Source organism: Siphonobacter sp. SORGH_AS_1065 (assembly GCF_030818595.1).
Lineage (GTDB): Bacteria > Bacteroidota > Bacteroidia > Cytophagales > Spirosomataceae > Siphonobacter.
In genome coordinates, this window is sequence record NZ_JAUTAM010000006.1 from 78,335 (window position 1) to 94,200 (window position 15,866).

The window sequence follows — 15,866 nt, forward strand, 5'->3', positions numbered from 1 at the left end:
AGGGATTACAGTTTCAGTGAAAAACCCGCATTAACTAACCGGGGGTTGGGATAGGCTATACCTGAGTTGGCAGTCATCTCTGGATCCAGGCCACCGGGCATGTTCGTTAGCGTCAGGATATTCTGGGCAGATACGTATACGCGTAGGCCCGAAATCTTAGCTTTTTTAAGCATCTGGTTAGAGAAGGTATAGCCTAATTCCAGATTACGTAGCTTCATATACGTAACGTTCGTTTGCCAGTTGCTGTTAGGCCAGTGGGTATTCATCCAGTTATTAACCCCTTTCGTTAGCAGTGGGTATTTACCAATGTTGAATCCGCTGTTTTTGTCCCAGATGTCTTTATACCAGGTAGAGTTATCGGCCAGATACTGCGAGACATTGGTGTTTCCATCAAAGTATCGCATTACCCATTGTTGTTCGTAGGTAAATTTGGAACCTCCGGCAAATTCGGCTCGGAAATCAAATCCTTTCCAGTTAACTCCGGTCTGAAAGGCAAAGTTTAACCAAGGCGTTCCACCGTTGACGCGATAGGTAACGTTTTCCATATCCAGATCGGAGATGTAGCCGTCATGATTGGTGTCCTGATAGATGTAATCACCGGGGCGAATCGTGGTGTTACCGTAGTGGTCTTGATCGACGGGGTGATTGGCAATTTGCTCCCAGCTCTGAAACTGCCCAACGGAAACGAGCTGAAAACTACCATCCCGGAAACGGCCTTCGGTATTCCACAGGTCCCGGAACCGATCATAGGAATTGGCCCATCTGGGTTTGTAACGCGTACCTGTAATCCAGCGGGAAAAGGTAAAGTTACCGGACACAAAATAATTGAAGTCCCGCACATTGTCTTTCCAGCCCAGATGCATTTCAATACCCTTGGTATGGTCACTATTCAGGTTTTCGGCCGGTAGGCTAAAACCAATTTCGTTCGGTAACAATACATCATAACGGCTGGCTAACTCACCCGTCTGATGACGATCAAACCAGTCAAAACCTCCCGTCAAACGATTATTAAATAATCCGATGTCCACTCCTAAATCCAGTACGTACACCCGGCCCCAAGTAATGTTATCCGTAGCCAGACCTGTGATTCGGCTTGAAACTACATCCCTTCCATCCAGGATAGCTGATCCCTGATTAAAATTATAGCCGGTGATATAGGTCAGAGCATTCCCTAACTCTTTACCCAGTACCCCATAAGAACCGCGAAGTTTTACTTCATCGATTTTCTGACTCAGGAACGAATTGTTTTTCCAGAATCCTTCCTGAGAAATGCGATAGGCCAGCGATCCGGAAGGGAAAAAGCCAAAACGCTTGCCCTTTTTGTAAAAATAAGAGCCATCATACCGACCCGACAACTCCATGATGTACTTGTTGTCATAGTCATAATTAAATCGTCCCAAAACGCCCAGACGATTCTGGTTAAAAGGAATACCATCTCCTACGTAGGTCGTAGATTTGGTTGTGAGGAATGGAATACCATTTGCTTCCTGACTTCCCAGAAAATATACACTTGGGTAATTAGACGATTTCGTTTCCATCCCCGTAACCATGTGCACGTGATGTTTGTCGAAGGTCTTTTCATAGTCAAGCTGTACGTTACTCGTCATCTCCTCGGCATTTTGCACGTAACGTTCCAGGTAACGAGCATTTCCTTGATAAGCAATCGTATAGGCGTTCGTTGGCTCATCGAAGCGATACAGCAGAGGAGATTTTTCCCTTAAATCATTTCGGGTGTTTCGGTACCAGTAGCTAACCAGAGCACGGGCTTTAAGACCATCGAAAATACTGTATTCAGCCGTACCGTTGATTTGCATAATCCGAATTTGTGACTCGTACTTTCCAGACATCTGCTCATTGATCCACCCGTAACTAAATTGTGGATCGATAGCCGATATAGCGGGGTAACGGGAATTGTCATTAACGAAAGGCCGTTTGGTTGGCAGATTTCGGAAAGCTGCCTGCAAGGCAAAATCGTAATCGTCGCCTGGAAGGCCTGGTTGGCGGTTCCGCTCCAGACGTCCATTCATTAGCACCCCAACTTTAAGCTTCTTACTAATATTAAAGTTAAAATTGCTTTGAAAATTAGTACGGTCGAATCCGTGAAAATTCCGAAGCATACTTCTCTGTTCAATGCGGTTCAAGCTAATGTAATAATCCGCATTGTCGCTACCGCCAGAGATGTTCAGACTTCCGTACATCTGAGGTTTGGTTTGCCAGATGTAATTGTACCAGTCAAAGGACTTATAGCCTGGCTCTGTGCCTCTTACCCATTTGTCATATTCCTCGCGGTTGATGGTTCGGGAAGAATTAGGAACGTTGTTATAGGTTTCATCCTGGATAATGGCCTTGAGGTAAGTGGCAGCATCGGCTGGCTTATTATAGCCCGCCGGTATCTGGAGCCCATAATAGCTTTGAAAGGTAATAATAGGTTTCTGATTGCGTTTACCCTTTTTGGTTGTGACCACAAGAACGCCGTTAGCCGCCTGCATTCCGTAGATAGAAGCAGAAGCATCCTTCAGAAGTGAAATGTTTTCAATATCGTTGAAATCTATTTGGGCAAAGCTGCCGTAATCTTTTTGGATACCATCAATAATGACGAGTGGTTCGCCATAGTTACGGATTTCAATGGTTGGGGCACTACCCGGGCGACCCGAACTTTGGCGAAACGCAATACCCGGAATTTTACCTACCAAAGCTCCGGCTGCGGTAACGGTGCTGGCGTGAGACAACTCGTCCGCATTTACTGTTGAAATGGCTCCTGAAATGGTTTCTTTCTTGTTTTTGAGACCAAACCCTACTACCACTACTTCGTCTAAGATTTTGTTTTCGTCTCTCAGCGTCAGGTTAATTGAACTTTGCTTTCCTACCTGTACTTCCTGGGTTTTATACCCGAGGAAACTGAATAGAAGTACATCCTCTTCACTGGTAACCAGAAGTTTAAAGGTCCCATCCATATTGGTAACCGTTCCACGCGTGGTTCCTTTAATAAGGATATTAACGCCCACGATTGGGTCCCCTTTTTCATCCTTCACGGTTCCGGTCACGGGAATCTCGGCCCCTAACACGGTTTCTTTTTTCAAAGTTGAAGAGGGAGGTGTAATTCGCTTCAGCAAAATTTGATTCCCAGTCGTTTCATACGTGATTTGAATCGGGGTCAGAATTTCATTAAGTATGGTCTGGATGGGTTGATTCTGAGCTTCGTAACTGATTTTCTGCTTTGACTGAATGATTTCCCGGCTGTAAATGAATTTAACGCCAACGAGTTTTTCTATCTTTTTGAGCACATCCTCAACGTTCTGATCCTTGACTACAATAGATATACGTCGATCTAGATCATTCTGAGCATGGACTTTTACTGGCAAAAAAACCAGTAGACACAGCAGGCAGCCCACCATCTGAAGGACAATCCGCTGGGAGCCTTTTCGGACAAGTAATTGTAGATGCATTGTCATTAGGGGTTCTGGGTTTTATTGTAAAAATGAGCAATAGAGGTTCTGCTCTCCGGTGTGGAGAGAACTGGTAAAAACAATCAAAAAAAAGTTTTACGTACAGGGTGTTAGGTGACCTGACGAAAGAAAATTACTGGTGGTGAAACGATTAAGGGTTACAACTGTGACCGGTAACATAAATAGTATCTCCCTGCTTCTCGTAAGAAGCCTCGACTGCCGAACAGATCAGTCTGATTTTTTCTGCGAAGGGAATGCCATTTAAATCGCCCGTGAATGTGCAGCCCTGTAAATTATGTTCGTTAAATTCAATTTTCGTGTGATAGGTGTGCTGAAGCCGGTTCAGCACTTCAGTAACCGGGGTAAATTCAAAGTTTTGGTTATCATTAAGTATAGAGGTAGAGTGGTGTCGGTGAAGATTGGAGGTGAGGATTTGCTTGGTTAATTGATTGGTCTGAATATCAAGTTTAACCTGTTCGTTCTTTTCGAGAACCAGATACTGTCCGGGATCTTTCATGGAGGTTACCGTAACCTTACCGGTTTTCACTTTCACATAAGCCAGATTTTGATTCTGAGTAGCCTGAACCTGAAAACTGGTACCTAGCACACGGGTGGAGAGAACGGAGGTGTATACGAAAAAGGGGCGAGTTGTATCTCTGACCACTTCAAAAAAACCTTCGCCAATTAAGTAAATTTCCCGTTGTTGAGCTGATAAGTTGTGCCAGAGCTGTCCGCCTGGAGATAACAGAACGGAGGAACCATCCGTCAGCGTAACCAGTTGATCCGACTTGCCTGTATTAACCACTTTTTGCCAACGGTCTTTCGAGGCCATGACTTCCTCTACCGAAGGAACGGTACTGGAAATAGTGGAGTCATTATGTATAAAATTTTTTAGAAACAAGCCAATGAGAACGAGAGCTGCCACGCCAGCCAACGGAGCCAGCCATTTAAGTCGAGGCCGGAGGGTATGAGCTCTAACTTCGAGGATACTTCGCTCTTTGGCTTCATGAAGCGATTGTTTGATCTGTTCGATTTCACTCGCATGCTGGGCTTCCTGTAGCGGCTGGGTATCGCCATTCAGAACCAGGCAAAGAGCAGCGGCCTGTTCGTACAGTTCCCGCTTGTGTGGATTTTGACTGAGCCATTCCTGCCAGTAGATGTAATCCTGGGGACGGCGTCCTAATATCCACTCCCGAAAAGCGTCGTTAGCTAGAAATTCCTCTAAGGTATCGAAAGTAGTCATGAGTGGTCTGGCAGTACATTGGCGTCATCTAATGCTCATATGCAACAACCTAACCAGGCATACTCTGTTTAGTACTAAAACTTTAAAAATAAATACAAGAAAATAAATAAGTGTTCGGGCTGGCAGTGGCTTCGCATTTTTGACATGGCTCGCGTTAGAAAATTGGAAACGGATTGTCGGTTCACCTGCATAACTTCTGCAATTTCTCCCACACTCATGTCCTGGAAATAGTGTAAGTATATAGCTTCCCGTTCACGAGAAGAAAGCTGACTCATCAATCGCTGCAATTGCTCAACCCGACTAAGCAAAGCTTCATGTTCGATTAAAATCGATTCTCCACTAATGTGTTCCAAAACGCCCAAATTCCAGTCAAGTTCATGAGTGACCATCTGCTTGGAAGAACGGATGTGCATGAAAATATGGTTACGAAGCCCTTTGAGTAGGTAATGTTTAATGGAAGCGGTATCGTTGATCTGCGTTCTGTTCTGCCAGAGCTGTAAAAAAAGATCCTGAATACAATCTTTAACGATAAACTCGCTAACGGAGAACTTCTGACCGTAGTGCTTCAACGTAGAATAGTATCTTTCGGCAATACTGCCCAAAGCTGCTTCATCACCAGCCAGATACTTTTGCCATAAATCAGAATCAGTGTTGCTCATACTCATCACAGAAGTAGCCTAAAGAACAATAACTAACAATAGAGCTTTTCAACTATATCAATACCCTCCCAAGTGATTCAAATCCTAATTATACATTCTGATTTGGTAGTAAACAATCGGTTAGCTTAATGATCTAGGTATTTTCATGGGTAATCTTCACAAATTTATTTATATAATCAATCTTTATCAATGAATTATTCAATTATTATCTTTTTCACAGAAGACATTCTGATTCGTTGAAAGTAGGAGAGCAGTCTGCTATAGATTTTGAAAATGAGTGGAGCTGATAGAATAAGGATACCGTATTAACGTTCAAAGTGGCCTTTAGCCTATCCATGGGGGAGAGTGACCAGCTATGATCTAATGCACCTAGGCTAATAGAGAAGTGTAGAAAGAATCCTTTATTTCCTATTTGATAAGGTTTATCAGGTTCAAAATGTTAAAGGCTGGCATGATTCTGTAGTTAATCTCTTTCTATCTACTATTCTACCTCAATGGCCTCTAATGCTCTATACGTTCGTTTCAGCGACGACATCGAAGTAATCCAATCCAGCGAGGGGGCTATCATCCAGGGAACCCTGGAATCTATGAATAGGCAGGCTCAAAAAGCATTGGAACAGATCCGACCTGCCAAATATATTGCCCATGCCAAGCATCACGGTATGCTCAAAGCTCGCCTGCAAGTGTACGATAACTTGCCACAGGGTGTGTTTAAAATGCCTCACCCCTTCGATGCCATTAGTTGTTTACCTACTTCTTTTCCAAGGATTAGGCTTGAAGCTACGAGGGAACATTCTTCTGTGTATCGTACCTGATTAAGCTCAACTGTTCGAACATGCCTGATAATACTAAGGCTCATTCCTCACCTCTATTTTCACAAGTCCTTTAAACAATAATTGAAATGAAAGCAGCTAGAATTCATGGTCCTAAAACCGTAACGTGCGACAACGTGGACGATCCTACCATTCAGGAAGGAAGAGATATCATTCTAAAAGTAACGGCTACGGCCATTTGTGGGTCTGACCTGCATATTTACTCTGGGGGATTACCCCAACCCCGGCCCATGGTGCTTGGTCATGAGTTTATGGGGATTGTCGAAGAAGTAGGTCCCCAAATTAAAAACCTCAAGCGGGGCGACCGGGTAGTGGTTCCTTTTCCAATCGCTTGTGGTCATTGTTTCTTCTGCGATCACCATCTGCCCGGGCATTGTGAAAACTCTAATCCTGAACACTATGGCCCGGAAGGGGGCCTGTTGACGGAGAAAGGGGGAGCTTTATTCGGTTACACGGATCTTTATGGGGGTTACGATGGTGGACAAGCCCAGTATGTACGAGTGCCTTATGCCGATTATGGTCCCCGGATTGTTCCCGATCATTTAACAGACGAGCAGGTTCTCTTCCTGACTGACATCTTCCCAACGGGCTACAGTGGGATTGACTGGGGTGAAGTAAAAGGGGGTGAGACGGTAGCCATTTTTGGTTCAGGTCCCGTAGGGATTATGGCAGCTAAAAGTGCCTGGTTGCGGGGTGCGGCCCGGGTTGTCGTTGTAGATACGCTTCAGTACCGATTAGATAAAGCTAAAGCAACGGCTCATTGTGAAACCATTTTGTGGGATAACGATGCCAAAGATGTGGTTGCCCAAATTCGTGACATGACGGGTGGACGCGGGGCCGATGTGTGCGTAGAAGCCGTGGGTTTCGAGCCCGACCGTAACTTAATTGATCGGGCGAAAGCCGTCATTAATTTAGAAAAAGGTTCGCCCAAGGTATTGGAAGCCTGCATGAGTGCCGTCCGTCGGGGAGGCATTGTTTCTGTACTTGGCGTATATCCTACCACGTATGACAACTTCCCCATTGGTCAGTTCTTTGACAAAGGTATTATTCTAAAGGGCGGCCAGGCTCCTGCTCACAAGCATATTGATACCTTACTCAATTACGTGGCAGAAGGGAAAGTGCAGCTCGATGACATCATTACTCATCGTTTACCTTTAACGGAAGTCTCACACGCGTACGATATCTTCAAACGCCGGGTGGATGATTGTGTCAAAGTGGTATTAGATCCCTGGAAATAGAATTAGAGAGTAGCTATTTATTTGTAGAACCTATGATTTGGTTGATCATGCATTTTGAAATGTATTATTGACCAGATCATAGGTTTCATACTAGTACTAAGACTTAGCTCGGCTTTGCTATCACCAAGCATGTCCACCCAGAACTGCTTGCCTATGAGGCTTATCTGAATCATGACATATACGTGCTTTTGTAGATCTGATTCCGCCAGAAGCCTAGATAAGTCTTCGTTTCTTCCTGCCCGGGTTGATCCACATACCAGGTCTGTTGAATCGACACTTTTAGTTAAGTAACGCTTAAAAACGTTTCGTTCGTTACGTCACGGTTTCCGTGATGATCTAAGGTCAGGACTTCAACTTTATACATGGGTAGGATTGGAGAAAACTTTAAAGGAGCATTTTTCTTAAAAATGCGGAGGCGTTTAAATCCCCCGCATTCCAAAGCAGGGTTATTCCGTCTTAATATAGGAAGAATATACTATTCCCTCGTCTCGTTTTGATATGGGGAATGTGCAAATAACCTTCCCGCCATTCCACTTGCGTAGTTCGTAGCTTGTTCGTACATAAGAGCCAGAAAATCAGCAACCCTACCCGCTTCATAGGTTCTTTTAAAACTAAGGGTGTAACCCTTTTTTCTTCAGATAGGCAATCAACTCCTTTGGACGGTCAGTCTGGATGAGTTTAGCTCCGTGCTTAATCAACCATCCCCAACCCGCTTCGGGGGCTTTTTCTTCGACACTTTTTTCATCGTCATGGCCAGCGTTTTGGCTGGCCCACAAACTATTAAACCAGATTTTAGAACCAGACTTGGGAATGCTCAGGTAATTAGATTGTTCCAGTACCTGATCCGAATTGAAATTCAATTCATACGCTACGGGTTTAAGCTGTTTTTCGTAGGTTTCAATAATCGATTTTGCCTCAGGCTTAGCTAAATTCACAATGGGCATAAAGGCTAATTTACTCTGAAGCAGCGGACCATTTTCACGCTTTACTTCTTCGTATGTTTTATTCGTTTTAATAATGGCGTGATCTACCGTGCCAGTTTTTTCGAGAATCTCGTAAGCCTCCTGGTAATATTCATAGCCCTTATCGATGTTAATCATTACTTTTCCTTTAGCTCGTTGCATGCAATCCTCGAATGTCATGATTTTCTGGCGAGTAGGACCGCCGTGTTCGTTTTTGAGGGTGAATTTTTGTAATTCTTCCCAGGTATAATCACTTGGGTTACCGTGTCCGGTGGTGGTGCGGTCCAGGGTTTGATCGTGCAGCAAAATCAATACGCCGTCTTTACTTTTCTTCAGGTCAATTTCCACGACATCCACACCTAGTTCAATGGCATGTTGCAGACTAAGAACGGAGTTTTCGGGAGCGTACCGCCAGTCGCCCCGGTGAGCTACCACCAAGACTTCTTTGGAATTAGGATTATGAAATTCATGAATAATCGCCTGAGCTGGACGGTGTTGGGCCTGAGCAAAGAAAGTAAGACCACAGGCCAGCAAAAGAAGTGAAATACGAAACATAAGTAGTTAATTGTTTTTAGTGGCCGCCGCCGCGGTCAGTTGATCGATTGACAGGCAACGTTTGGCAACCGAACCATAGATTATTAAATTAAGAACAAGAATTTACCAGTAAAAGCGGTGATGAAGGCTCCCCCATCACCGCAGAAAAGGGGTTAATAACCTTCGTTTTGTTTGATGGCAGGATCAGTATCTACCTGACTCTGCGGAATAGGCATGAGCAGGTTATTACTGGTAAGGGTCGTGAGAATGTTGTTGGCTTTAAACCATTGATTCATCACCGTCAGAGCAGTACCCGTGCGGATCAAATCAAACCAGCGGTGGCCTTCTCCCACGAGTTCCAACTGGCGTTCGAGAGCAATAGCTTCGCGTAACTCCGTCTGAGTGCTGGCCGAAGTAGCAGCCAAACCAGCCCGGGTTCTGATTTGATTCAGATAGGTAAGGGCCGTCGAAATATTACCTAGTTCGTTTTCGATCTCCGATGACATCAAAATGACATCGGCGTAACGCAGGACGACTATATCACTACCGCCGTCGGTGATAACTGTAGTAGGGGCCGAGAGTTTCTTGCACCAGGGAATACCAGAAGTGGTTACTCCTACGTATACACCTTTGCGTTTGTCGGACGACGAGTAAAGAGCGTATAGACTTTTTGTAGGCAGATTGTGTCCTTTGGCCCCAGAAACGGTTCCTGACGGAGCGTATTGCTGATACATAGTGCTGCCCTCCGTATTGCCGTTTACACCCGAAGCAAACTGTACGGCAAAAATGATTTCCCGGTTGTTCTCATTACTCAAACTAAACACATCCGCCGGATTCGTTAATAGCTGATGTTGTCCATCATTCACTACCGACTCCAATAAAGTCTTTGCTTCAGTATACCTTTTGGCGGTAAGATATACTTTGGCCAGTAACGTTTGTGCGGCTGATTTCCGCACCCGTCCGGCCTGGGTATTGACTGCTGGCAAGGCAACAATCGCTTCCGTCAAATCCTTACGAATCTGTTCATAAATCTGAGCAGAAGCCGTACGGCCCTGGCCAAAGTATTCATTTGGATTTTCTGTTTCCTCAGTGACTAAAGGAACATCTCCGTAGAGGCGAACCAGGTTGAAGTACATCAGGGCCCGAAGGAATTTCATCTCTCCCGTCCGGGATTGACGCGTGGCTTCGGTAGCATACGGAATCTGCCCAATGCGATTGAGCACAACGTTAGCCCTTTGAATGGTGCGGTAGGATTGCCTCCATACTTCAGTCACAATGGTATTACCCGCAATGGCAGTAAACTGGTCGAGCTGGCCATACATCCCGTTATCATTGGCCGGAACTTCATCGTAAGTATTATCCGAAGGAATTTCTATCAAAGCGGGTAAGTAAAGACCGTATAAACCGTCGGACTGAAGGTTGGCGTAAGTGGCGTTTACGTATTCTTCCGTTTCGATTTCGTTCTGAAGGAAATTACCTAATTCTTTGGAAGTAGCCGGATTTTGAAATAATTGCTTCTCGCAGCTACTCATGACCAATAAGCTGGCTAGTACACTGGAAAGGATGACTATCTTTTTCATGAAAACTTAGAACGTAATGGTTAAACCAAAGATGTAGGAACGAGCAACGGGATAATTAGCCTGGGAAAAGCCATTGGTTAATACATCCGTAGTCGAAGTAGCATCTGGATTGAATCCCCGGAACTGGGTGAATGTGAAGAGGTTATTGGCGGTTGCGTACAAACGAACACCCTGAATTTTGGCTTTCTTCACCCAGCTTATGGGCAAGGTATAAGCAATCTGGACGTTACGCAGACGCAGGTAATCGGCATTTTTAAAGAAGTAATTGGAGGAACGCGTCAGGCGGCGGGCACTGGAGAAATTACCCATATTGGGCTGAGCCAGAAAACCATTCGGATTATGAATAGGGTGGTAACGGTTGTTGAAATAATAGGTATTCGGGACGCCAAAACCTTCTCCTGATTCTTCCTGATTGGCTAACTGCTGGTCCCAGATTTTGCGTCCGACAATCCCATTCAGTGAGAAGCTGAATTCCAGATTTTTATAGGCAAAGTTGCTGGAAAATCCGTAGGTAAATTTGGGGTTATAGGTACCAAACGTTTTACGGTCGTTGGAGTCAACCACCCCATCGCCGTTTAAGTCAGCGACTTTATAATCCCCCTGAAGCGTTCCGGCCAGGTGAGGGGTTCCGTCAATCTCGGCCTGCGTTTTATACACGCCTATGACTTCATACCCATAGAGTTCGGCAATGGAACCGCCCACTCGCGTAAGAAAATTGCTTTGAGAACCCGACACAATTTGCTGCTGTCCGGGAGCCAGAGCTAATACTTTATTAGAATTAGTAGCAGCATTGGCATTGAAAGACCAGTTCAATGCTCCCAAGGGCAGGGCATTACCGCTAAATTCCAGCTCCAAACCTTTGTTTTCGATCTTGCCAATGTTCTGGATGGAGGAACTATACCCCGATTGCTCAGGCACCGGAACGTTGAGTAACAAGTCTTTCGTGATGGATCGGTAGTAATCCAGTGCCACCGTGAAAGGCTTGCCAATACCCAGATTAAGGCCCAGGTTAACCGCCGTCTTATTTTCCCAGGATAAGTTAGGGTTGGCAGTCGTAGTGGCCGCAAATCCCGAAGCCAGCGTATTCCCAAATACGTAATTGGCAGCGTTCACCAGCGATTTTGAACTATAAGAACCAATCTGGTTATTCCCGGATTTACCCCAGCTACCTCTAATTTTAGCAAAGGTTATAGGACTTGATTTCGGGAAAAAGGATTCATTACTGATGATCCAGCCCCCCGTTAAAGAAGGGAAAACGCCCCATTTCCGGTCGTCACCGAATCGGGAAGAACCATCCCGACGCAGGGTTGCTGAAAATAGATACTTGTTATTATACGCATATTGAGCCCGGGCAAGGTACGACAGCTGAGTCCATACGTAACGGTTGGTGCTCGCTACGAAAGCACTGGCTCCAGAAAGGTTAGGCAGGTTATTATCGGCAATGTTAGAACCCGTAACGCTGGTTGCTGAGCCGTTTTCCTTTTGAAAGGAATACCCCGCCAGTAGATCAAGGCTATGCTGGCCGAATTGATTGGCGTAGGTTAACGTATTTTCCGTGAGGTAATTATAGACAAATTCGCGGTTTTCAATGGCTACCGCGGGCTTGGGAGCTGGCGTGCGGTAACCTCCTACGTCAGACGGGTTATAAAAGTCAAAGAAGTTACTTTGAATATCTCCCCCCAGCAGCGTTTTGAAGGTTAACCCCTGCAACAGATCATAAGTAAGATAGACATTGCCAAAATTGCGGAAGAAGTCACGCTTATTTTTGATCTTATAGGCGAGAGCTACCGCATTTTCTCCCAAAGCCCCATCTTCTGGCGTATTGGCCGCAATCTGTTTACTGATCGCTAAACTTCCGTCCGCGTTATAGGGACTGAACATCGGATACATGATGTATAAGTTCGCAATCGGGTCATTCGACTGATTCCCGTTGTTATTAAAATAATTCTGCGTGTTATAAGATGGAGTCATGCTCACACCCAACGTTGCTTTTTCTGACAAACGACTGTCCAGTTTGAAGGCCGCACTGTAGCGTTTGAGACCGTTATTAATGACGATTCCGTCCTGATTAAAGAAATTGGTAGAAACGTAATAATTGGTTTTGCCTGAACTCCCCGAAAACGAGAGGTTATAACTACTCATGCGACCTTTTCGAAATACTTCGTCCGTCCATTGGGTATTGGTAAGCCCCGCCTGATGATCCAAATAAGGCTGGATGTAATTCAGGCGAAGTTCGCGAAGGCTGGCCCCTTTACTCAGGCGGGTGGCCCGATCATCGCTTTCGCTGCGGTTGGATGGATTCTTCGATACATAGCCCCAGTCCCGGGCTTCGGTGAAAAATTGAGCCGCCTGATAGGCATCTACGTACGCTACGCGATCAGATCGTTGCTGAAAACCTGTGTAAACATCCAGCGAAACCTGCAAACGATCGGATCTGCCCTTCTTGGTTGTAATTAAAATAACCCCATTGGCCGCTCTGGAGCCATAAATAGCGGCAGAGGAGGGGTCTTTTAATACATCAATCGTTTCAATATCCTGGGGGTTGATTGAGTTGAGGGAAGAACCTTCCGATAAAGGATAACCATCCACTACGATCAGGGGATTGCGACCGGCGGTAAGCGTACCGATTCCCCGAATCACAATCTGAGGATCAGAACCCGGTTGAGCGGACGCATCATTAATGACAATCCCGGCGGCCTTTCCGGCTAATTGCTGAGCAAAGTTACTCGCACTGTAACGGCTCAATTCCTGTCCTTTGACCTGAGAAATAACGCCTGTTACTTTCGCCTTGGATTGAGCACCGTACCCAATGACTACCAGGTCATTCAGGGACTGGGTTTGCGGCTTCATCCGTACAAGCAGGCTATTATTATCGCCTGCATTAACCAGAAAATTCTGAATGGTGTGTTTTTCAAACCCAACGTAACTAAACACGAAGGTATACCGGGCCCCTGCACGTAGGTTCGTAAACGTGAAGATACCCTTGACATCCGTAGTACTAAAGAGGGGTTCGGTTTTACCAATCAGCGTGGTTTGCACCGTTACACCCATGAGCGGTGCTCCGGTATCGTCCAGTACGCTTCCCTTGACCAGAGCTGGCGTCTGGGCTGCTGCGTAGAGGGAGCAGCATAAGCCTAGTAAGCTTAAGTTAAACCGCCGTTTTAAAGCAGATAAAATACGTCTCATAAAAGGGGAGTAATGATTTAATTAGGCAAAAAGAATCCTGTCCTTCTGATTTTCAGAAGTGTAGGTATTGAAAATAAGAGATTGATTACTGAGCGATTAGGGCGATTTTCGAATGATCACCTGTTTCGAATCCTTTTGAAATGACAAATTGTTAAGGATGCATAAAGACGTTAAAATGTTGGACAAAGAATCCGTTGTTGCAATGGTTCCGGTAAAAGATAAACCCGCTAAATCTGCCGGATTGTAATCCATTTTTACCACATACTTTTTACCCAACGCGTTAAATACATTGGCCAGAGGCTCTTTGTTAAAGATTAGATCTGAGGTAGGCTTGGTGGGCTGAAGGACACCCGCTGGAGTCGTTTTGGGTTTTTCAGGGAATTCGACTACCTGCGTCTGTTTACGGCTTATGTCAACGCTCCATTGCTGACCCGGAATGAGGTATTGATCTTTAATGGGCATGCCCGCCTGAGCGGTTGACTTGATAACTACCTTCCCTTCCAATAACTTCACCCGGATGCCTTGGGCTTGCGTTGCATGAATGTGGAATTGAGTACCTAGGGCCGTCGTAGTATACCCATTAGCCAGGACAATGAAAGGATGAAGCGAATCTTTGGCAACCGTAAACAGAGCTTCTCCAGAAAGGCTGATGTCGCGGGAGGTACTGCCAAAGGGTTCGTAATACTGAACCGAGCTACCGGGATGTAACTGAATCTGAGAACCATCGTTCAGTGAAACGTTCATGACCGTTTGGGTAACATTGGTTTTAAGAATCAGTTGCCACGCCGGTTTTGCGGGTTGCTGGCTTGACAACTCCGATTTTTTAGTGGAATGCGGAAGAACCAGTAAGCCCGCAACCAGCAGCAACAGAGCCGCCACGCTACCCGAAAGCCAGCCCATCCAGTTAACTTTCTTAAGCGTACCACTGGGCTTGCTTTGAAGCTGACTATGCAATTGGGCTAACACACGGTCCGACTGCTCCGGCTGCAATAGCGGTTCAGGCTCGCTCAGGCTTTTTTCAAAAGCATCCTGTCTAGCCTGGGCCCACTGCTTCAGGTCTACTTGTCTGGCCAACCACTGGATCTCGGTCTGGCTGGCTTTACCCGCCCAAAATTTTTCGAGTATGTCGTCGATTTCATCCTTCATCATACACTATAAATACTCGGGCATCGGAAAAGGGGGATGCCTTCCGATATTATCAAATTGTTAAGCAGAAAAAGAGAATAGAAAAGGGCTTCCGGGTCTTAGAATTGATCCAGCATCATGATGAGTATAGAAGCCGAAGAAGCATGCATAAACTTACCCCTTTCCTGAATATGCGTTCTGACCTGCCGGGTGGCCTGCTTGAGGTAGTCCCGGACCGATTGCACGGAAATGCCCAGATTTTCAGCGACTTCTTCCGTGGTTTTACCTTCAAAGCGAAGTTGATGAAAGACCTCTCTTTTGCGATTAGGAAGCTGGTCAACGGCTTCTTTAATCATCGAAAGCTGGAGTGAATACTCTTCTTCGTCAAGGGTTTCTTCGGGGGAGGCCTGCTCGGTAAATTCTTCCGAAGATGACACCACCAAGGCTTCCTTTAGTTTCTTTTTCAGAAAAGATAACGCCTTATTATGGCTGACGACAAATAACCAGCCAGCAACGGGGCGGTCCAGTTGCAGGGAGTGTCGATTCTCCCACAGGGTAATGAAAACCTCCTGAAGGAGATCTTCCGCTAAATCTTCCTGTTTGACGATTTTGAAGATGTTTCCGTAAACAGGCTGCTTATAGAGGTGATAGAGAAAATCAAAGGCTTCTACCTTATCCTGAGAAAGAGCAACCAGCGATTCTAATTCAGTATAAGAAGACTGCATAATGATTGTTTATTTAGCCAAACGAATACTTTTCACCCGTTTTGTTTACAGAACCCAAATTTTCGCAAAAATACTTTATGCTATGATTTCAGTCTAGTTTACTAAATTATGAAATTGTAAAGAATGAAAACGTAGGCTAGTAAACCCCTGATTCACTGGTTATCAGGCAGGTATTATTAGGTAGGTTCATATATTATTCTATTTAATTCTACTGCTGATTCATCTTTTTTATAGATAGAATGGGATCATTTGGAGTAGTGCTATTTACAGAAAGCAAGACCTTTTTCGAAAATATAAGTTGAAAAACTGGGACTTGATTGCATCAACAACTGAAG

Annotated in this window: 10 protein-coding genes; 2 read left to right on the plus strand and 8 right to left on the minus strand. The window is 45.2% G+C overall.

Annotated features, from left to right (window positions below):
* Window positions 1-5: 5 nt before the first annotated feature.
* The 3 genes from QE390_RS21065 to QE390_RS21075 all read right to left on the minus strand — a co-directional run bounded on the left by QE390_RS21065 (window position 6) and on the right by QE390_RS21075 (window position 5,348).
* A complete protein-coding gene (locus tag QE390_RS21065; RefSeq protein WP_307143706.1) occupies window positions 6-3,446 on the minus strand; it encodes a SusC/RagA family TonB-linked outer membrane protein in 3,441 nt (1,146 codons plus the stop codon).
* Between the two features lie 151 nt (window positions 3,447-3,597).
* Window positions 3,598-4,689, minus strand: a complete 1,092-nt coding sequence (locus tag QE390_RS21070; protein WP_307143707.1) for a FecR family protein — start codon at window positions 4,687-4,689, stop codon at window positions 3,598-3,600.
* Between the two features lie 74 nt (window positions 4,690-4,763).
* Window positions 4,764-5,348, minus strand: coding sequence for an RNA polymerase sigma factor (locus QE390_RS21075; protein WP_307143708.1), 585 nt, complete (start codon window positions 5,346-5,348; stop codon window positions 4,764-4,766).
* Between the two features lie 494 nt (window positions 5,349-5,842).
* On the opposite strand from QE390_RS21075, the gene QE390_RS21080 reads away from it, so the two are divergent.
* A complete protein-coding gene (locus QE390_RS21080; RefSeq protein WP_307143709.1) occupies window positions 5,843-6,163 on the plus strand; it encodes a hypothetical protein in 321 nt (106 codons plus the stop codon).
* Window positions 6,164-6,249: 86 nt separating this feature from the next.
* Window positions 6,250-7,419 carry a zinc-dependent alcohol dehydrogenase gene (locus tag QE390_RS21085; RefSeq protein WP_307143710.1) on the plus strand — a complete coding sequence of 390 codons (1,170 nt, stop codon included), beginning with the start codon at window positions 6,250-6,252 and terminating at the stop codon, window positions 7,417-7,419.
* Between the two features lie 611 nt (window positions 7,420-8,030).
* Here the strand turns inward: QE390_RS21085 and QE390_RS21090 are convergent.
* From QE390_RS21090 to QE390_RS21110, 5 genes are all read right to left on the minus strand, one after another.
* Window positions 8,031-8,936, minus strand: a complete 906-nt coding sequence (locus QE390_RS21090; RefSeq protein WP_307143711.1) for a glycerophosphodiester phosphodiesterase family protein — start codon at window positions 8,934-8,936, stop codon at window positions 8,031-8,033.
* A 152-nt stretch (window positions 8,937-9,088) separates the two neighbouring features.
* Complete coding sequence (locus tag QE390_RS21095; RefSeq protein WP_307143712.1) at window positions 9,089-10,495, minus strand: RagB/SusD family nutrient uptake outer membrane protein; 1,407 nt, start codon at window positions 10,493-10,495, stop codon at window positions 9,089-9,091.
* 6 nt (window positions 10,496-10,501) lie between these two features.
* Window positions 10,502-13,681: a TonB-dependent receptor gene (locus QE390_RS21100; RefSeq protein ID WP_307143713.1), complete on the minus strand. Its 3,180-nt coding sequence runs from the start codon at window positions 13,679-13,681 to the stop codon at window positions 10,502-10,504.
* A 96-nt stretch (window positions 13,682-13,777) separates the two neighbouring features.
* Window positions 13,778-14,830: a FecR family protein gene (locus QE390_RS21105; RefSeq protein WP_307143714.1), complete on the minus strand. Its 1,053-nt coding sequence runs from the start codon at window positions 14,828-14,830 to the stop codon at window positions 13,778-13,780.
* A gap of 95 nt (window positions 14,831-14,925) precedes the next feature.
* The gene (locus QE390_RS21110; protein WP_307143715.1) at window positions 14,926-15,531 is read right to left on the minus strand and encodes an RNA polymerase sigma factor; all 606 of its coding nucleotides are present in this window, start codon (window positions 15,529-15,531) and stop codon (window positions 14,926-14,928) included.
* Window positions 15,532-15,866: the final 335 nt, after the last annotated feature.